Source organism: Streptomyces sp. Ac-502 (genome assembly GCF_045222935.1).
In the GTDB taxonomy this organism is placed as follows: Bacteria; Actinomycetota; Actinomycetes; order Streptomycetales; family Streptomycetaceae; genus Streptomyces; species Streptomyces monomycini.
This window is the reverse complement of the sequence record NZ_JBHFFO010000001.1, coordinates 2168094-2186234: the sequence shown is the minus strand read 5'-3', so window position 1 is coordinate 2186234 and position 18141 is coordinate 2168094. Positions and strand designations below refer to the sequence as shown.

14 protein-coding genes and 2 pseudogenes are annotated in these 18141 nt (G+C 72.3%); 12 read left to right on the top strand and 4 right to left on the bottom strand.

Annotated elements, in window-relative coordinates; genetic code table 11:
- Positions 1–8: 8 nt before the first annotated feature.
- A pseudogene (locus tag ACEXOX_RS09790) lies at positions 9–1603 on the top strand ((2,3-dihydroxybenzoyl)adenylate synthase).
- A 98-nt stretch (positions 1604–1701) separates the two neighbouring features.
- Here the strand turns inward: ACEXOX_RS09790 and ACEXOX_RS09785 are convergent.
- Together ACEXOX_RS09785 and ACEXOX_RS09780 are read right to left on the bottom strand one after the other, a co-directional pair.
- Complete coding sequence (locus ACEXOX_RS09785; RefSeq protein ID WP_030020154.1) at positions 1702–2367, bottom strand: TetR/AcrR family transcriptional regulator; 666 nt, start codon at positions 2365–2367, stop codon at positions 1702–1704.
- Positions 2368–2549: 182 nt separating this feature from the next.
- A complete protein-coding gene (locus tag ACEXOX_RS09780; RefSeq protein ID WP_406519980.1) occupies positions 2550–3257 on the bottom strand; it encodes a TetR/AcrR family transcriptional regulator in 708 nt (235 codons plus the stop codon).
- Between the two features lie 135 nt (positions 3258–3392).
- Between ACEXOX_RS09780 and ACEXOX_RS09775 the strand changes: the two genes are divergently transcribed.
- Entirely contained in the window at positions 3393–4934 is a 1542-nt protein-coding gene (locus tag ACEXOX_RS09775) for an MFS transporter (protein WP_406519979.1), read from the top strand.
- 811 nt (positions 4935–5745) lie between these two features.
- Positions 5746–6486: pseudogene (locus ACEXOX_RS09770) on the top strand (chorismate-binding protein); the annotation flags it as partial.
- 20 nt (positions 6487–6506) lie between these two features.
- On the opposite strand, the gene ACEXOX_RS09765 reads toward ACEXOX_RS09770, so the two are convergent.
- Entirely contained in the window at positions 6507–6734 is a 228-nt protein-coding gene (locus ACEXOX_RS09765; protein ID WP_406526282.1) for a hypothetical protein, read from the bottom strand.
- A gap of 141 nt (positions 6735–6875) precedes the next feature.
- On the bottom strand, positions 6876–8153 hold the full coding sequence (locus ACEXOX_RS09760; RefSeq protein WP_406519978.1) for an NAD(P)/FAD-dependent oxidoreductase: 1278 nt from the start codon (positions 8151–8153) through the stop codon (positions 6876–6878).
- A 371-nt stretch (positions 8154–8524) separates the two neighbouring features.
- Here ACEXOX_RS09760 and ACEXOX_RS09755 point away from each other — a divergent pair, with 371 nt between their 5' ends.
- The 9 genes from ACEXOX_RS09755 to ACEXOX_RS09715 all read left to right on the top strand — a co-directional run bounded on the left by ACEXOX_RS09755 (position 8525) and on the right by ACEXOX_RS09715 (position 17910).
- The gene (locus tag ACEXOX_RS09755; RefSeq protein WP_406519977.1) at positions 8525–9466 is read left to right on the top strand and encodes an SMP-30/gluconolactonase/LRE family protein; all 942 of its coding nucleotides are present in this window, start codon (positions 8525–8527) and stop codon (positions 9464–9466) included.
- 31 nt (positions 9467–9497) lie between these two features.
- On the top strand, positions 9498–9791 hold the full coding sequence (locus ACEXOX_RS09750; protein ID WP_050502094.1) for a DUF5133 domain-containing protein: 294 nt from the start codon (positions 9498–9500) through the stop codon (positions 9789–9791).
- A 347-nt stretch (positions 9792–10138) separates the two neighbouring features.
- The gene (locus ACEXOX_RS09745) at positions 10139–12577 is read left to right on the top strand and encodes a SpoIIE family protein phosphatase (protein WP_406519976.1); all 2439 of its coding nucleotides are present in this window, start codon (positions 10139–10141) and stop codon (positions 12575–12577) included.
- Positions 12578–12742: 165 nt separating this feature from the next.
- Positions 12743–13141, top strand: a complete 399-nt coding sequence (locus tag ACEXOX_RS09740; protein WP_406519975.1) for a hypothetical protein — start codon at positions 12743–12745, stop codon at positions 13139–13141.
- Positions 13138–13572, top strand: coding sequence for a winged helix-turn-helix domain-containing protein (locus ACEXOX_RS09735; protein WP_406519973.1), 435 nt, complete (start codon positions 13138–13140; stop codon positions 13570–13572). The genes ACEXOX_RS09740 and ACEXOX_RS09735 overlap by 4 nt, the downstream gene beginning before the upstream one ends.
- Complete coding sequence (locus ACEXOX_RS09730; protein ID WP_406519971.1) at positions 13559–14071, top strand: DinB family protein; 513 nt, start codon at positions 13559–13561, stop codon at positions 14069–14071. Before ACEXOX_RS09735 ends, ACEXOX_RS09730 begins: the two co-directional genes overlap by 14 nt.
- Before the next feature lie 255 nt (positions 14072–14326).
- Positions 14327–15187 carry a hypothetical protein gene (locus tag ACEXOX_RS09725; protein ID WP_406519970.1) on the top strand — a complete coding sequence of 287 codons (861 nt, stop codon included), beginning with the start codon at positions 14327–14329 and terminating at the stop codon, positions 15185–15187.
- A gap of 420 nt (positions 15188–15607) precedes the next feature.
- Positions 15608–17452: an asparagine synthase (glutamine-hydrolyzing) gene (asnB, locus tag ACEXOX_RS09720; RefSeq protein WP_406519969.1), complete on the top strand. Its 1845-nt coding sequence runs from the start codon at positions 15608–15610 to the stop codon at positions 17450–17452.
- 29 nt (positions 17453–17481) lie between these two features.
- Entirely contained in the window at positions 17482–17910 is a 429-nt protein-coding gene (locus tag ACEXOX_RS09715) for a MarR family winged helix-turn-helix transcriptional regulator (RefSeq protein WP_406519968.1), read from the top strand.
- Positions 17911–18141 lie beyond the last annotated feature (231 nt).

Genomic DNA, 18141 nt, shown 5'->3' with positions numbered 1-18141 from the left:
GCCCTCCCATGCTCGACGGCTGTACTCCCTGGCCCGAAACCCTTGCGGCGCGGTACCGGGCCGAGGGGTACTGGACCGGCGAACTGCTGGGCCGCCGGTCCGACGACGCGGCCCGGGCCGCCCGGACCGCGGTCGTCACCCCGGACCGCACCCTGACGTACGGCCGGCTCGACCTGGCCGCCGACCGGATGGCCGCGGGGCTGAGCGCCCTCGGCATCGCGCCACGGGACCGGATCGTCGTCCAGCTGCCCAACGACGCCGAGCTGGTCGTGGTGTGCCTGGCCCTGTTCCGGCTCGGGGCGCTGCCCGTCTTCGCGCTGCCCGCGCACCGCGCCGCGGAGATCACCCATCTCGTGGAGTCCTCCGAGGCGGTGGCCTACATCTGCGCGGACCGGGACCTGGACTGCGACCACCGGGAGCTGGCCCGGCAGGTCCTGGCCCGCACCGGCTCCCTCAAGCACGTCCTGGTGGCCGGGGACCCCGGCCCGTACACCGCGCTGGCGGACGCCGACGCGGACCCGGTGCGGCTGCCGCTGCCCGACCCGGAGGACGTGGCGCTGTTCCTGCTCTCCGGGGAACCTCGGGGCCGCCCAAGCTGATCCCGCGCACGCACGCCGACTACACCTACCAACTGCGGGCCAGTGCGGCACTGTGCGGGGTCGGCCCGCACAGCCGGTACCTGTGCGCGCTGCCCATGGGCCACAACTTCGCCCTGGCCTGTCCCGGCGTGCTCGGCACGCTGCGGGCCGGCGGTACGGTGGTGCTGGCGCCGGCGCCCACCCCGGAGGAGTGCTTCCCGCTCGTCGAGCGTGCCGGGGTGACCGTCACCTCGCTCGTGCCGCCGCTGGTGCCGCTGTGGCTGGACGCCGCCGAGTGGACCGACAGCGACCTGTCCTCCCTCGCGCTCCTCCAGGTCGGCGGCTCCCGGCTCGACCCCGCCACCGCCGAGCGCGTGCCGGACGGGCTCGGGTGCGCCCTCCAGCAGGTGTACGGCATGGCCGAGGGCCTGCTCAACTTCACCCGGCCCGACGACCCGCGGGAGGCGGTGCTGCGCACCCAGGGGCGCCCGCTGTCGCCCGCCGACGAGGTGCGGGTGGTCCGGGAGGACGGCGCGGACGCCGCGCCCGGCGAGGTGGGGGAGCTGTACACCCGGGGCCCGTACACGCTGCGCGGCTACTACCGGGCCGACGAGCTGAACCGGCTGCGGTTCACCGCGGAGGGCTATTACCGCAGCGGTGACCTCGTGCGCCGTACGGCCGCCGGTGACTTCGAGGTGGTGGGCCGGACGAACGACGTGGTCAACCGCGGCGGGGAGAAGGTGCCCTGCCAGGAGGTGGAGGAGCATCTGCTGGCGGATCCGCGGATCGTCTCCGCCGCGGTCGTGGCGCTGCCGCATCCGCTCATGGGTGAGCAGACCTGTGCCTGTGTGGTGGTCGGCGACACCGGGCCTGAGGTGACGCTGCGTCAGGTGCAGGCCGCGCTCCGGGAGCGCGGGGCCGCCGCGTACAAGCTGCCGGACCGTCTCGTCGTCCTGCCGCGGATGCCGCTCACCGGCGTCGGCAAGATCGACAAGAGGGCGCTGCGGGACGGTCTGGCGGGCTGAGGTCCGTACGGCGCGAAGGGCCCGAGGCGTCGGCTCCGGGCCCTTTTCACGGGTATGTACGGGGATGTCGCGTGGGCGTACGGGGACGGGGCGAGGCGTCAGGTCGCCTGGGCCAGCAGCCCCTCGACGACCGCCTCCAGTCCCCGGCGGTGGGTGTCCCGGACGGTCAGCTCGTTCCAGCGGGGGCCCAGCGAGGTGATGAGGGGGAACTCCCCGGGGTCCAGGCCGGTGATCTGGTCGCGGTGCGGCGGCCGGTCCAGGTGCGCCAGGCGGCGCTCGCGGTTGAAGCGGACGGTCAGTTCACCGGCGGTGTAGTACCAGATGACGCGGTAGGCGTAGACGGCGTCCTCGGGGGTCATCCCGCACTCGATGGCGGCGTCCAGGATGTTCTCGACGATCCACATGGCCGAGACGGCGAAGAGGTCGTCGGAGGCGAGGACTTCGACGATCCACGGGCAGTCCACCAGGATGTCGTGCAGGACCTGGGCGGCGGCGAGGAGCCGGGCGCGCGGCTCGGCCGGCAGCTCGGGCCGGGGGAACTTCGCGGCGTGCTCCTCCAGGAGGAGCAGCAGCAGCTCGTCCTTGTCCCGTACGTAGTGGTACAGGGCCATGGGCGTGCTGGACATCTCCTTGGCGAGACGGCGCATGGAGAGGTTCTCCGCGCCCTCCTCGTCCAGGATGCGCTGGGCGGCGGACAGGATCGCTTCGCGCGCCAGCCGGGGCGGGCGGCCGGTCCTGCCGGCACGTCGGGTTCGGTGCTGCATCCGTCCATCTTCCGTCACGTCCGGGTGCGCGCGTACGGGGCTTCGTGCCGCGCACGCGGGGCACCGGGGCGCCCGGCGCACCGGCCGCGCGGTCGTCCCGTCCGGCCCGTTCACTGTCCCGTACCCGTCTGGGCGGATTCTGGACGCCTTCCGGGCCGGTACGGGAGGCGTCGGCGGCCGCGTCAGGAGGGCGCGGGGGTCTGCGGCCCGCCCCGGCCGGCGGTGCGGAAGAACCCGTCGAGCAGCGCTTCGAGGCCGGTCGCGTGCGTGTCGCGTGCGGTGAGCGCGGGCCAGCGGTCGGCGAGGGCGGACAGCCGGGGGTGGGTCGCCGACCGGAGCGCGGCCATGGCGTGCGACCGGTAGGGCGGGTGGTCGAGGTGGGCGAGATGCCGCTCCCGGGTGAGGCGGATCAGCAGTTCGCCGCCGGTGTAGTGGGCGACGGCGCGGTAGAGGGCGACGGCCTCCTCAAGGGTGAAGCCGCAGCCGATCGCCGCCTCCAGGACCGCCTCGGTGACCCACCGGCTGGAGGCGTTCAGCAACTCCTCGGAGGTCAGGATCTCGCCGAGGAACGGGCATTCGGCCAGGACGTCGTAGAGGAGCTGCGCCGCGGCCGTCAGCCGTTCGCGGGGATCGTCGGGCAGTGCGGGCCGTGGCTGGTGCCGGGCCTTGGTCTCCAGCAGCAGCCGCAGCAACTGGTCGCGGTCGCGTACGTGGTGGTAGAGCGCCATGGGCGTGATGGACAGCTCCCGCGCCAGCCGCCGCATCGAGAGGCTGCCGTCGCCCTCGGTGTCCACGATCCGCTGGGCCGCCTCGACGATCGCCGGCTGGGAGAGCCGGGAGGGGCGTCCGACCTTCTTCCGGCCCGTGGTGGCCGGTTGGTCCGACTGCATCGGTCCCCGCCTTCCGTGCGTGTCCTGCGGCCGGGGCGCAGCGCCTGCGACCAGTACCGGGTGACAACCCAGCGGGTCCCGGCTAGAGTTATCTTACGCGTATTGAATACAAGTAAGAAAACTCTGGAGGGGCGGATGTCCGAAACGGCCTTGAACAGGGGACAGGCGTTGGTGGCCGTCGCCCTCGCCCAGTTCATGGTGACCCTCGACATGACGGTCGTGAACGTGGCGTTACCCGACATGGGCGTCGGCCTGGGCTTCGACCCGGCGCAGCTGCCCTGGGTGGTCAACATCTACGCCCTGTTCTTCGGCGGCTTCCTCCTCCTGGGGGGCCGGGCGGCGGACCTGTTCGGTCAGCGGCGCGTCCTGCTGTGGGGGACCTGGTCCTTCGCCGTCGCCTCGCTCGCGGGCGGTCTGGCCCAGGAACCGTGGCACATGATCGCCGCCCGCGCGGTCCAGGGCGTGGGCGCCGCGGTGATGGCACCGGCCGCGCTGGCCGTCCTCACCCTCACCCAGCGCGAGGGTGAGGAGCGCACCCGGGCGCTCGGCGTGTACGCGGCCGTCGCCGCGGTCGGCGGCGGCGCCGGCGTGCTGGTCGGCGGTCTGCTCACCGAGTACGCCGGCTGGCGCTGGGTGATGCTGGTGAACCTGCCGATGGCGCTCGTGGTCGTCCTGCTGGCCCTGCGCAGCGTCCCGGCCGGCACCTTCGGCAACCGCCGGGGCAAGCTCGACGTGCTCGGCGCCATCCTCGCCACCGGCGGCGTCGGCCTGCTGATCCTCGGCATGGTGCGTACCGAGGAGCTGTCGTGGGCGTCGCCCACCACCGTCGTCACGCTGGCGGCCGCCGTCGTCCTGCTCGTCGCCTTCGTGCTGTGGGAGAAGTACGGCCCGATGACCGACCCGCTGATCCGGCTCGGTCTGCTGGCCAAGCGCAACGTCGCCGGTGCCAACCTCTACATGGCCCTGCTGGCGGCCGGACAGCTGGCGGTGTTCTACTTCCTGTCGCTGTATCTCCAGCGCATCCTGAAGCTGGGCCCGGCCGAGGCGGGCGCCGCCTTCCTGCCCCTGTGCGTGACCGCGATGGTCGCGATCCAGGTCACCACCCGCGTCCTGCGCCGGCAACTGGCCGGAATCAAGACCCTGTTGGTGCCGGCCGGTCTGATCGCCGCCGCCGGGTTCGCCTGGAGCGGCATGGCCGACCCCTCGGGCAGCTACCTGGGTGACGTACTGCTGCCGTCCCTGCTGGCCGGTCTCGGGGTGGGCATCGCCTTCGTCCCGCTGACGGCCGCGGCCACCGTCGGGCTGCCCCCGCAGGAGGCCGGTACGGCCTCGGCCTTGCTGAACGCCTCGCGTCAGGTGGGCAGCGCGCTCGGCCTCGCGGTGCTGGTGACCGCGGCGACCACGCGCACCGACAGCCGTCTGGCCGCCGGTGTCTCCCCGGACGAGGCGGCGGTCGACGGGTACTCCCTCGGCTTCGTGCTGGCGGGCTGCTTCCTGGTGCTGGCCGTCCTGGTGGCGCTCTTCGTGCTCCCGCGCCGTCCCCGGCCGGCCGCCGCGCCGGCTGCCGCCCCGGCCGCGGACGCGCAGGGCTCCGGCGTCCGGACTCCGGCCGCGGCCGGTGGCGCCGTCGCCCCGGCTCCGGACGTCGCCGCCGGCGACATCGCCCCGAAGGGGTGACCGGATGTCGGCTCCGGGAAGCGCCCGGCGCACCGGAGCCGATGGACGCGGTGGCGGGGGTTCGAATCCCCCGTGCGGCCTCCGCCACCGCGCGTTCATCCGGCCGGCCCTGAGTTTTCGGCCGTGTGCCGAGTTGGCCGGAAGACTTTTCAGGACGCCGCCGACGGTGCGCAAGAACGGTTGCGTGGTTTCTCGGCCGATTGCTTACGCTAAACGTTTCCGTGCGGCGTGCGCGCCAGGACGGAGAGTGAGGGAAACTTTACTCACGGCAATTCTTTCGAACCCTTCCCCGGTACTTGTTGCTGCCGTCACATTCACTGGGTAGATTGAGCCTCGGTCACTCGGCCTGACAATTCAGGCCGATACGCGCATCTTCAAATCCGAGGTTTGCGATGTTGCCAGAGCGTGCACCACGAGGGATGCCCGACCCCAGGTCAGACGGTCGGTCGTGGCAGGTGTCCGTGTGATGATGGCCCGTTCCTTGAGGGCTTTACCGGAATTGCGTATTCCGGATTACTGATGCCTATTGTCGGCAGCCTTCGGCTGCTTTCTCGCAGGGTGTCGTCTCCCTGTGTCGCCCTCTTTGTGCCGCGCATCAGCCAGTAGGTGGCCTCCGCGTCATTCCTTTGCTGTGCGCGCTTTTCTGCAGGTGTGATCGCGTAGTTCTACGCCTGCTGTCCGCGGTTCGGTGCTGCCGTCCGCGGCATTCTCGGCAGCGTTTCTCCTCGGCTGGCATCCGCTTTTTCGATCAAGCGAGAGCGGCCGAAACTCATGGGTTGCCGTCCTGTGCGGTCGCCCCTGCCTCAGAGGGATGAGGAAAATGATCCATTACCGAACCGCTGTGCGGGAAACCGGCCACGCCCCGCTGGACACCGCCGTGGCCCTGGCGCAATCCGGTCTGTTCGGCACCTACGTGGTCTACGAGAACCCCGGCGGGTGGTGCGTCGCCGGGGGCGCCGTCGCGGAGGTCGTCGTCACCGCCGACAGCGTCCGATGTACGTGGCAGGGCAGCACGACCGAGGAGCCCTGGTACGGCGACCCGCTCGCCAAGGTGCAGCAGTTCCTGGACACGCTGCCGGTCGACGGCTGGGCCGCGTACGGCTGGTGCGCCTTCGAACTCGCCTACGCCGTCTCGGGCATGCCCCTGGCCGGCGGTGTCCTGCTGCACCTCGTGGTGCCCGAGACCGAAGTCGTCCTCGATGGTGGCCGCGCCCTGGTGCGCAGCACCCACAGCGGCACCCTGTCCGCCGTCGAGAACGTCATCGACCGCGTCCAGGCCCCGGCCGGCCCCGCCCCGCGGACCGTCGACGTCGATCTCGACGCGAACGCCGGCGCCTACCGCAGCGCCGTGACCTCCGTCGTGTCCGACATCCGCGCGGGTGCCCTGCACAAGGCGGTGCTCTCCCGTGTGGTCCCCGTCGACGCCGAGCTGGACTTCCCGGCGAGCTACGCGGCCGGCCGGCGGGCCAACACCCCGGCCCGGTCCTTCCTGCTGCGCATGGGGGACCTCCAGTGCCTCGGCTTCAGCCCGGAGACGGTGGTGGAGGTGGACGCCACGGGCCGCGTCGCCAGTCAGCCGCTGGCCGGTACCCGTGCGCTGACCGGGGACGCCGACCCGCCCCCGCCCCCGCAGGGACGAGGTGTCGATCTCCAGCCCACGATGAACACGAAGAGGGCGACACCCACGTCCGCCAGGCCGGTCAGCGGAGCGCGGACGTCGGCGGGGAACAGGGTCCCGGAGACCGCGCCGTCGAACAGGGTGGGCCCGAGCAGGATGCCCGCGAGAATCTCGCCGACCACCGGCGGCTGGCCCACCCGGGCGAGGAGCCAGCCGAGGCCGCGGGCCAGCAGCAGGATCAGCGCGAGGCCCACGAACAGCAGTTGCACCTGATGGCTGGTCACCTTCGGTCTCCCCCACTCGCCGTCGCCCGCGGCCGCTGCTCAGACGCCGGTGGCGCCGGGCGCCGTGGCGTCGGCTATCAGGTCGTCGAGGCTGATCTGGAACAGCGGGTGCCGGCCGCTGAGTCCGGAGATCAGGGTCACGAAGTCCGCCGACGGTTCGTTCTTGCGCTCGGGGTCGACCATCTCCTGGGCGAGGCTGTAGTAGAACTCCTTGTACTTCGACTGGTCGTAGAAGCGCTCCACGAAGGTCCGGATCTCGTCGAAGAAACCGGAGTACGCGGTGGCGTACCGGTCCAGCGCCTTCTCCTCGATCCGCGGGTGCTCCACGATCCGGTCCACGATCTTGGCCAGGGTGCTGCCGGCGAGCGTGGCGAGCGCGACCCCGGTGGAGAACAGCGGGTCCACGAAGGCCGCCGAGTCCCCGACCAGCACCCAGCCGTCGCCGTAGAAGCGGTCGCTGTGGTACGACCAGTCGCGCGCCGTACGGAATCCGGCGGACTGCTGGGCGCCGGCCAGCATCTTCGCCAGTTTCGTGGTGCGCTGCCGCTCGGCGTGGAACAGGTCCTCCAGCGACTGGCCGTTCTCACCGGCGGTGGCCGAGCGCGTCACATAGCCGACGCTGATCGTGCCCTTGTCGATGGGGATGGCCCAGAACCAGCCGCCGTCCAGGCCCTCGATGAGGATGTTGGTGTACTCGTCGCCGGGCAGCCGCTCGCAGTTGTCGAAGTACGTCCACACCGCGACGTTGCGCAGCTCGTCGTGCCACTCCACCTCGGTGAGCCGGCGCCCGAGCACCCGCGCCTGCCCCGAGGCGTCGACGACCAGCTGCGCCCGCACCTCGTGCAGCCCGTCCAGGCCGCGCAGCGCGAAGCGCACCCCGCTGACCCGGCCGTCCACCAGGACGGGCTCCTTGACGGTGGCGTCCTCGATCACGACCGCCCCCAGCTCCCTGGCCCGGTCCAGGATCAGCGAGTCCAGGTCGGCGCGGCGGGTGTGGAAGGCGTACGCGTGCCCACCGCCCTCGATGAACGAGAAATTCCACGGCACCTGTTTGTTTCCCCAGACGAGCGTGCCGCCGTACTTCCGCTCGAATCCCCGTGCGTCCATGCGTTCGGTGATGCCCATTTCCTGCATGGGCCGCATGAAAGCCGGTATGAGGGATTCTCCGACGTGATATCGGGGAAAGCGCTCCCGGTCCAGCACGAGCACCCGTCGGCCACGCTGTGCGAGAAGTCCGGCGGTGGTCGCCCCGGCCGGCCCTCCACCGATGACGATCACGTCGTACTCGTCAGGGACCCCGAAAAGAGCGGACGGCATTCTGGACCTCCCTAGTGACTTTGTGGTCGCGCCCCCGCCGGAATATGGTGACGTCGTGTCCGGCCGGAACGCGCAGCCAGTTTGCAGGAGCCGTTCTGCAAAGGGTCTACATATTGTCTGGACCCTTTCTGGGGTGGGGGAGACGTGGGCGCGGAAACGGCGGGCATCGGCAGACGCGTCGCGGGTGGCGTTGTCCCGATGCCGATGCCGATGCCGATGCCGATGCGCCGATGCCGTTGCGGTGCCCTGTTGCCGGAACCGCGCTGTTGCCCGGGCCCTGTCCGTGATATTCGGTAAGTGACCGGTGTGCCGAACCGCCGGTGGGGCCGGGCGGTCCGGACGGACGAAGGGCATGAGCGCATGGAGCAGCCGTGACCAGGGCCTGGGAGGTGGCCGTCGCCGCGCCGGCCCGGCTCGGCGAAGGGCCCACGTGGGACGCCCGCGCCGGGCGGCTGATCTGGGTGGACATCCTCTCCGCCCGCGTCCACACCTTCGACCCGGCCACCGGGCGCCGTACCGTGCTGGCCACCGAGCAGCACGTCGGCGCGGCCAAACCCCGGGTTGGGGGCGGGCTGGTGGTCAACCTGCGGGACGGCGTGGGCGCGTACGACGCGGCGGGCGCCTTCACCTGGCTGTACCGCGACCCCGTACCGGGGTGCCGGGGCAACGACGCGGCCGTGGCGCCCGACGGCGCGCTGTGGGCGGGCACGATGGCGTACGACGAGGCGCCAGGCCGCGGCACGCTGACCAGGATTGCGCCGGACGGCCACGCCACCCGCGTCCTGTCGGACGTCACGGTGAGCAACGGCACCGGCTGGAGCCCGGACGGCCGCCTGATGTACTACATCGACACCCCGACCCGGCGCGTCGACGTCTTCGACGTCACGGACGACGGGCTGGTGACCGGCCGTCGTCCGTTCGTGGAGATCGAGGACCCGGCGGACCAGGCGGGTTACCCGGACGGGCTGACGGTGGACGCCGACGGCGGTGTGTGGGTGGCGATGTTCAAGGGCGCGCAGGTGCGGCACTACAGCGCCGACGGCGTACTGGAACGGGTCGTGCCGATGCCGGTCGGCCGTCCCACGGCCTGCGCGTTCGGCGGCGCCGCGTGCACCGACCTGTACGTCACCACGGCGCGCGGCGGGCCGGGCCGGTCACCGCTCGGCGGCTCATTGCTGGTGGTGCCGGACGCCGGGCAGGGGCGGCGCAGCCCGAGTTCGCGGGGTGAGGCGGGGGCCCCGGAGGCGTCCGCGCCTGCGGAGAAAAGTGAGGGGCGTACGGGTGGACCGGCCGGGTACACGGACCGCAGTTGATCCTGGACGGTGGCGAACGAGGAGGCCCCTGATGTTGCTGGCTCACCCTGCTGTACTGCGTGACCTGGTCGAGCAGTACGAGACGCTGCGGGTACTGAACGCGGCGGACGGGAGCCCGGAGGTCCGGCAGCGTATGGACGACGTCGCTTACACCCTGTGCGTCTCCACCGGGACCCGCGATGTCGACACGGCCCTGATCGCGGCCCGGCACCGGCTGCCGGGAGCCCGGGTGGAGGACGACTCCGTGCTCTCCGAAGCACCGGTCCCGGGAGGCGCGGTGGCTCCGCTCGCCACCGGCGGCGGGGCCGTACTTCCCGCCGCGTGACCGGCCTACGGGCGCGCAGCGCGGGACCGGCCGCCGGGCCGGAGCGCCCGCCGTGCGCGCCACCATCACCCGACACACCGGGGCCCTGCCGTCGAACGGCAGGGCCCCGGTGTGCCGTCGGCTGTGTGCAACCCTTCGGAGTACGTGTGGGGTGCCGTGCGGCTGCCCTGCCGCCCCACCCACTCGGCCGAGCCGGCCGGCGTCCCGCCCTCCGCCCGGGGCGCGGCGCGGGCGGCCCGAAACGATACTGGGCTCAGCTGCTCAATCCATGATCTCGGGGTCACCCTGGGGAGTCGCCGTAGGGACGACGGCGCAGGGCCCGGTCGGCGAGTCGAAGGGGCGAAGCGATGGACGCACCGGTGCCGGAGTTCACCGAGCGGCCGGAGGACCCGTTCGCGCTGAGCCGGGCCGCTTCGGCGGTGGTCGACGACGAGGGCACCGTCGTGGGCTGGAGCGAGCGCGCCGAGGCCCTGCTCGGCCATCCGGCGCGCGAGGCGCTCGGACAGCGGGCGGACACGTTCCTGCTTCCCGTGGACGGCCGGGCCGCCGCCGCGGAAGCCGTCGCGACGGCCCGGCGCGAGGCGGGCTGGTCCGGCATCCTGCCGGTGCTGCACCGCGGCGGGCAGCGCGTCGAGCTGGGCCTGCGGGTCCGCCCCGTCGTCCGGGACCGCGGACACGAGTGGTTCGTCGTCGCCGCGCCCGCCGCGGAGGTCGTCCAGTGGGAGATCGACCGCTCGGTCCTGGACGGCCTGTTCCGGCGCTCACCGATCGGGCTGGCCGTGCACGCCCCCGACCTGAGCATCCTCCGCATCAACCGGGCCATCGCGGGCATCAGCCGGCGCCCGGCCGTGGCGCACCGGGGGCTGCGCATGGAGGACTTCCTGATCGGCCCGGACGTGGCCACCATCGAGGAGCGGCTGCGCAGGGTGCTGGAGACGGGCGAGCCGCTGATCTTCACCGAGCAGTCGTGCCGTCTGCGGGCCGACCCCGGACACGAACGGGTGGTGTCCGTGTCCGCGTTCCGGATGCGGGACTCCTCCGGCGCGGTGCTCGGCGTCACCCAAATGGTGGAAGACGTCACCGACCGGCACCGGGCTCAGCACCGGCTCGCGGTGCTCAACCGGGCGAGCGCCCGCATCGGGACCACCCTGGACGTGTCCCAGACCGCCAGGGAACTCGCCGAGGTCGCGGTCCCCGACCTCGCCGACGCGGTCTCCGTGGACCTGCTGGAGCCGGTCACCCGGGGCCAGGACCCCACCCGGGGGACGTACGTGCCGGTGCACCGTACGGCCGTACGGTCCGTGGTGCCGGAAGGGCTGGACGTGATGTACCCGGTGGGCGAGGTGTTCCGCTTCGCCCCGGGCACGCCGCAGGCCCGGTGCCTGACCGCGCAGCAGCCGATCCTCGAACCCGAACTGGCCGCCAGCCCCGGCTGGTACATCCAGGACCCCGAACGTTCGGAGCGGGCCCTGAGCCTGGGCGCCCACTCGCTGATCGTGGTGCCGCTGGCCGCCCGCGGCCTGGTGCTGGGCCTGGTGAGCCTGTGGCGGGCGGAACGGCCGCAGGCGTTCGAGCAGGACGACCTCGTCCTGGCCCAGGAATTCGTCTCCCGCGCCGCCATCTGCATCGACAACGCCCGCCGCTACACCCAGGAGCACTACGGGGCGCTGACCCTCCAGCGCAGCCTGCTGCCGCGTGAACTGCCCGAGCAACTGGCCGTCGAGGTCGCCCACCGCTACCTGCCCGCCGACCCGGCGGCGGGTGTCGGCGGCGACTGGTTCGACGTCATCCCGGTCTCCAGCGCCCGGGTCGCCCTGGTCGTCGGCGACGTCGTCGGGCACGGGCTGCACGCAGCGGCCACGATGGGCCGGCTCCGTACGGCGGTGCACACCCTGGCCAACCTCGACCTCGCGCCCGACGAAGTGCTCTCCCACCTGGACGACCTCGTCAACCGGCTGGCCGAGGAGCAGGAGTCGGCCGACGGCGGGCCGCAGAGCCCACAGGTCATCGGTGCGACCTGCCTGTACGCGGTGTACGACCCGGTCTCCCGCCGCTGCAACATCGCCCGCGCGGGCCACCTGCCGCCCGCCGTGGTCGCTCCCGACGGCCGGATGACCCTGCCCGACCTGCCCGCGGGGCCGCCACTCGGGCTGGGCGGCCTGCCGTTCGAGTCCGTCGAGCTCGAACTCGCCGAGGGCAGCCTGCTGGCCCTCTACACCGACGGGCTGCTGGAGGTGCGCGGGCGGGACCTTGACGAGGGGCTGACACTGCTCCGCGAAGCGCTGGAGCGGCCTGCGCGCGGCCTGGAGGACTGCTGCAAGGCGGCGGTTGACGCGCTGCTGCCCGAACACCCCCGGGACGACGTCGCACTGCTCATCGCCCGTACGCGTGCGCTGCCTCCGGAGAGCGTCGCCTCGTGGGAACTGCCCGCCGAGCCGACCGCCGCGGCGGAGGCACGTGAGCTGACGGCCGCCAAGCTGACCGAATGGGGCCTGGAGGAACTGGCGTTCACCGCCGAGCTGGTGGTGAGCGAACTGGTCACCAACGCCTACCGGTACGGCGGTACGCCGATCACCCTGCGGCTCATCCGCGACCGCTCGCTGATCTGCGAAGTCTCCGACCCCAGCAGCACCGCCCCGCACCTCCGGCGCGCGCACAGCACGGACGAGGGCGGACGCGGCCTCCTCCTGGTCGCCCAGCTCACGGACCGCTGGGGCGCCCGGCACACCCGTGAGGGGAAGACCGTGTGGACCGAACTGCCGCTGCCGTCGCCCGAGGATGACTGAAATACGTCTGTTCTAACGGGCGGGCGGAGGGAAGTGTCGTTCTTGTACTTGCCGTAATGGAAAGTACTTGGTCGTGCGGTAAGTGAGCGGGTGGGCGCGGGCGGCGAGCCTGGGCCCGTAGCGCGTGACGGAGACGGGGGAAGCGTGCACGGAGTCGGTGACAGCATGGGGGCCTTGGACCGGGCCGCCGCGATGGAGAGAGCCGCGCGGGCACGAAGCGGCTGGTACGCGCGCTATCTGTGGATCTTCGCCGCGGCACAGGCGGTGCTCGTCCCGATGGCGCTGCTGTGGCACGGGCCTGTCGCCGCGCTGGCCTTCACGCTGGCCATGACCATCCTGGTCGCCGGGCTTTCGCTGTACGCCGCCCGGCAGCGGATCGTGCGCCGCGGGTTCGGGGTCCGGCACGGTGTGCTGATCGGCCTGTGGGCCGCGGTCTACTCCGCTTCGCTCCTGTTCGGTCTACTGGTGTTCGTGGACAGTCGTACGTTCGCGGCCGTGGCGGCGTCGGCGTGTGCCCTGCCGCTCGTCGCAGGCGCCGTCCTCGAAAAGCGACGGGCGTCGTGACGGAGGGGAACGCCCAGGCCGGCCCGGGCGGCAGCCACCCACGGCACGCCCTCGTACCGCTGCTCAACTCTCCCGTACGACTGTCCGTGGTGGCGGCCCTGTCGCCGGTGGACCGGGCCGGGTTCGCCGTGGTGCGGGATCTGGTCGAGGTCACCGACTCCGCCCTCTCCAAGCAGGTCGCGGCGCTGGAGGCGGCGGGCTGGGTGGCCGTGTCCAAGGACCGGATCGGCCGCCGCCCCCTGACCTGGCTGGCGCTGACCGCCGAGGGACGCGCCGTGTACCGGCGGCACCTGGCGGCGCTGCGGGCGATCGCCGAGGGCGACGGAGCGGGACTCGATCCGGGCCCGGCCGGAGCCGCCCCGGGCGGTGACACCGGGCTCGACGGCGTTGTCAGTGCCTCGTGTCACGATGACGGACATGAGCACACCTGAACGCATGTTCCCGCCCATGGCCGCCGACGAGCGGACCACCTTGGAAGCCTGGCTCGACTTCTACCGCGCCACCCTCGCCCAGAAGTGCGACGGCCTGACGGAGGAGCAGCTCCGTACGGCGTCGGCGGAGCCCTCCTCGCTCACCCTGCTCGGTCTCGTCCAGCACCTGACAGAGGTCGAGCGGACCTGGTTCCGCAGGGTGCTGACCGGAGAGGACGTCCCGACGGTCGTCAGCGCCGACGCCGACGTCCAGCCCGCCGACCGCGGGTTCGGGCTCGGCGACGACGCCACCTACGCGAAGTCCCGCGCCCTCTGGCAGGCCGAGACGGAGCACGCCCGGAAGAACTGCGCCGCCCACGCGCTGGACGACACCGGCCTGTGGCGGGACAACGAGGTCAGCCTCCGCTGGATCTACTCCCACATGATCGCCGAGTACGCCCGCCACTGCGGTCCCGCCGATCTCATACGGGAGCGCATCGACGGGAGTACGGGCGTCTGACCGCTACGGGGCACCGGGACACCGGGGCATCGGAGCGCCGGGACGCCGGAGCGCCGGGACCTGAGGCTTCTGGGGTGGGGGTGAGGGCAGGGACGGGCGGTGAGGCGGGTTTACGTATACCGCGCGGCGGCCGGGACTCAGCAGACTGGCGCGCAGGCACGTGACACCGCGCCACCGGTGCGGTGCGACGGCAGCGGCACCGCACGCCGGCGCGGCCGCCCACCGCACCCCAGGTCACACCGAGCGGAGGGTACCGTGGCGGACGACTCGACGGCACAGGACCGGCAGCTGCTGCACGACTACTCCCGGGAGACCCGCGACCCGTACGTCCAGCGGCTGCTCGGGGAACTGCTCGGCCACGTCAACCGGGCGGAGTTCGAGCGGACGTCGGGCGCGGGCGGCGGCAACACCCGCGACCTCGGCCAGGGGCGGTACACCATCTCGTACGCCCACGCACCGGGCATGTCGCGCAGCGACCACCTGGCGGTGATGGTCCACGAACTGACCCATGTCGCGGTCAACCAGGCGTACGACTCCCGGATGCTGAACTTCCGGGTGCCGAGGCTCTCCGCGGCGGAGGAGGCCCGGGTGCGGAACGAGACACCCGGCCGCGAGGAGGACCACCAGAACGCCCGCCTGGGGCGGGTGGAGGCGCGGCGCCGCGGCGCCTTCGTGGACCTGGTGGTCGGCAATGTGCAGCGGCTGCTGGACGAACTGCCCACGTCCCGGCTGACGCCCGAGCGGCAGCAGGCGATACGGACCAAGCTCACCGACCACATGCGGGCCCGCCCGTACCACGAGTACGACGGCGTCCTCTCGCACATCCTGACGTGGACCGACCTGGACGGGGCCGACCGTTCCTCGGCCTTCTACCGGAGCCTGACCGCGATGGTGGCCCAGGCAGCCGACTGGCGGGCCGCCGGCGACATCACCCCGCCCCGGCGCCGACGCGGCCTCATCCGCCGGATGGGCAGTGCGCTGGGCCGGTCGCTGCACATCTCCGGCGCTAGGTTCGCCGGATCCTGCCGCCGCCGAACTCCCGGCGTCCGTCCGGCTCCGTCCGGCCACTGCCGGCCATCGGCTCGCCCGGGTAAAGCCTTGCCCACGTTCTCGTAAGGGACGAGCCGTCCGACGCGCCCTCCCCTCCTGCCACCATCCGCCGAACCCGCAGCTCAGGGCCGCCGACCGCCTCTCAAACCTGCCCTTGGAGCGGAGCGTTGGGCGGTTGCGTCCGTGTCACGGCCAGGTTGACGGTGCGGCACCGCGAGGAACACCCTCGTTATATAGGTGCTCGATACAACTGAACCTGGGGAGTGCCGGGCCGCCGGGCAGCGCCATGCCCGCGAACGGCACACGCGCCGCCGCCGGAAGGACCACCGCTGCACGGACTGCCGCTGCACGGAACGCCGTTGAACAGGCCGTCACCGTACGGGCGATACGGGCGTCACCGTGCAGGCCGTCGCCGGACGGAACCTCACCGGACGGGCCGTCGCCGGACGCCCCCGCCTCCCCGGGCCGGACACAGGAGGACATGGCATGTGTGGCATCACCGGCTGGATTTCCTTCGATCGTGACCTGCGCTCCGAGCAGGAGACCGTCGACGCGATGACGGAGACGATGTCCTGCCGCGGGCCCGACGACCGCGGCACGTGGGTGCAGGGGCCGGCCGCCCTCGGACACCGCCGCCTCGCGATCATCGACCTGCCGGGCGGCCGCCAGCCGATGACCGCGCAGCAGGCGGACGGCAGCCCGGTGGTCATCGTCTACTCGGGCGAGGCGTACAACTTCCGCGAGCTGCGCGGGGAACTCGTCTCCCGGGGGCACCGGTTCACCACCGAATCCGACACCGAGGTCGTGCTGCGCGGCTACCTCGAATGGGGCGAGGCGGTCGCCGAGCGGCTCAACGGCATGTACGCGTTCGCCGTCTGGGACGAGCGGCGGCAACGGCTCGTCATGGTCCGCGACCGCATGGGCATCAAGCCGTTCTACTACTACGAGACCTCGGACGGCGTGCTGTTCGGGTCCGAGCCCAAGGCGATCCTCGCCAACCCGCTCGCCGAGCGCCGCGTCGGCCTCGACGGCGTCCGCGAACTGTTCGCCTTCGTCAAGACGCCCGGCCACGCCGTGTGGGACGGCATGCACGAGGTCGAGCCCGGCACGGTCGTCACCGTCGACCGCGGCGGCCTGCGCCGCCACGTGTACTGGTCGCTGGAGACCCGCGCCCACGAGGACGACCGCGACACCTCCGTGGCCCACGTCCGTACGCTGCTCGACGACATCGTCCGCCGCCAGCTCGTCTCCGACGTCCCGCGCTGCACCCTGCTCTCCGGCGGCCTCGACTCCTCCGCCATGACCGCGCTCGCGGCCCGGCAGCTGGGCGAGACGGGGGAGACCGTACGCAGCTTCGCCGTCGACTTCGTCGGCCAGACCGAACACTTCGTGGCCGACGACCTGCGCGCCACCCCGGACACGCCGTACGTCCACGACGTCGCCCGCCTCTCCGGCACCGACCACCAGGACATCGTCCTGGACTCGGACGCGCTGGCCGACCCCGAGGTGCGCGCGAAGGTCATACGGGCGCGCGACATCCCCATGGGCTTCGGCGACATGGACGCCTCGCTCTACCTCCTCTTCAAGGCGATCCGGCAGCACTCCACCGTCGCCCTCTCCGGAGAGTCCGCCGACGAGGTGTTCGGCGGCTACAAGCAGTTCTTCGACGAGGAGGCGCGCCAGGCCGACACCTTCCCCTGGCTGGTGCGCGTCGCCGAGCACTTCGGCGACGACGGCGACATCCTCGTCCCCGCGCTCGCCGACTCCCTCGACCTGCCCGCGTACGTACGGGACGGCTACCGGACCGCGATCAAGGACGTGCGGCGGCTCGACGGGGAGAGCGACTTCGAGTACCGGATGCGCAAGATCAGCTACCTGCACCTGACCCGCTTCGTGCGCATCCTGCTCGACCGCAAGGACCGCGCGAGCATGGCCGTGGGCCTGGAGGTGCGGGTGCCGTTCTGCGACCACCGGCTGGTCGAGTACGTCTACAACGCGCCGTGGGCGCTGAAGTCCTTCGACGGACGCGAGAAGAGCCTGCTGCGCGAGGCCACCGCCGACGTCCTGCCGAAGTCGGTCTACGACCGGGTCAAGAGCCCCTACCCGTCGACGCAGGACCCCAAGTACGCGGTCGCGCTCCAGCAGCACGCCAAGGAACTGCTGGCGCGCTCCTCGCACCCGGTCTTCGAGATCGTCGACCGCAGCTGGCTCAAGCGCGCCGCCGAACACGCCGCACCGCAGAGCACCCAGGCGTCCCGGAAGGGCCTCGAAAAGACCCTCGACCTGGCCCAGTGGTTGGACATCTACCAGCCCCGGCTTACCCTTTCCTGACCCGGACCGGGCGCGCGATGGGCTGAGCGATGACAATCGATGACGATGCGGCACTCCAGCTGGTGATCTCCCTGAACCGGCTGACCCGCAGCCTGCGCAGGGCCGCAGCCGCGGGCGCCATCCAGCCGACCCAGCTCGCCGTCCTCGCCATGCTGACCCAGCTTGGCCCCTCCCGGATCGGCGAGATCGCGGCCTGGGTCCCCTGCTCCCAGCCGACCGCCACCGCGGCCGTGCTGGGACTGGAGGCCGAGGGCCTGATCCGCCGCGAACCGGACCCCACGGACGGCCGGGCCAGCCGCGTCCTGGCCACCGGCCGCGGCACGGCCGCACTCGCCGAGGTCGCGCGCGGCGAGGCCGAGGTGCTGGCCAAGCGCCTCGCCTCGCTGCGGCCCGACGAGGTCCGCCGGCTCGCCGGGATCGAGCCGCTGCTGCGGCGCCTGGCCGAGGCGGCGGACTGACCGGCCGGCGGGCGGGCGGACCGGGTGACAGGCCCGGCCGCCGGGGCGCGCTTTCGGCGGCGCCCGTAGGGCCGGTCGGAGTAGGAAGGATGACCTGCCGTGCGGACCGTCGTTCTCAGGCCATGACCACTCATAGGACAGTCACAACCCTTGCGGCCACGGCTGCGGCAGCAGCGGCATCGCTCGCCGGCGCGGCCCCCGCATCGGCCGGCGGCCTCGTCGTCATCGGGT

Excerpts from the sequence above, each read along its gene's own strand:
- ACEXOX_RS09785 (WP_030020154.1), bottom strand. The coding sequence starts at position 2,367 with ATGCAGCACCGAACCCGACGTGCCGGCAGGACCGGCCGCCCGCCCCGG.
- ACEXOX_RS09780 (WP_406519980.1), bottom strand. The coding sequence starts at position 3,257 with ATGCAGTCGGACCAACCGGCCACCACGGGCCGGAAGAAGGTCGGACGC.
- ACEXOX_RS09775 (WP_406519979.1), top strand. The coding sequence starts at position 3,393 with ATGTCCGAAACGGCCTTGAACAGGGGACAGGCGTTGGTGGCCGTCGCC.
- ACEXOX_RS09760 (WP_406519978.1), bottom strand. The coding sequence starts at position 8,153 with ATGCCGTCCGCTCTTTTCGGGGTCCCTGACGAGTACGACGTGATCGTC.
- ACEXOX_RS09750 (WP_050502094.1), top strand. The coding sequence starts at position 9,498 with ATGTTGCTGGCTCACCCTGCTGTACTGCGTGACCTGGTCGAGCAGTAC.
- ACEXOX_RS09745 (WP_406519976.1), top strand. The coding sequence starts at position 10,139 with ATGGACGCACCGGTGCCGGAGTTCACCGAGCGGCCGGAGGACCCGTTC.
- ACEXOX_RS09740 (WP_406519975.1), top strand. The coding sequence starts at position 12,743 with ATGGGGGCCTTGGACCGGGCCGCCGCGATGGAGAGAGCCGCGCGGGCA.
- ACEXOX_RS09730 (WP_406519971.1), top strand. The coding sequence starts at position 13,559 with ATGAGCACACCTGAACGCATGTTCCCGCCCATGGCCGCCGACGAGCGG.
- asnB (WP_406519969.1), top strand. The coding sequence starts at position 15,608 with ATGTGTGGCATCACCGGCTGGATTTCCTTCGATCGTGACCTGCGCTCC.
- ACEXOX_RS09715 (WP_406519968.1), top strand. The coding sequence starts at position 17,482 with ATGACAATCGATGACGATGCGGCACTCCAGCTGGTGATCTCCCTGAAC.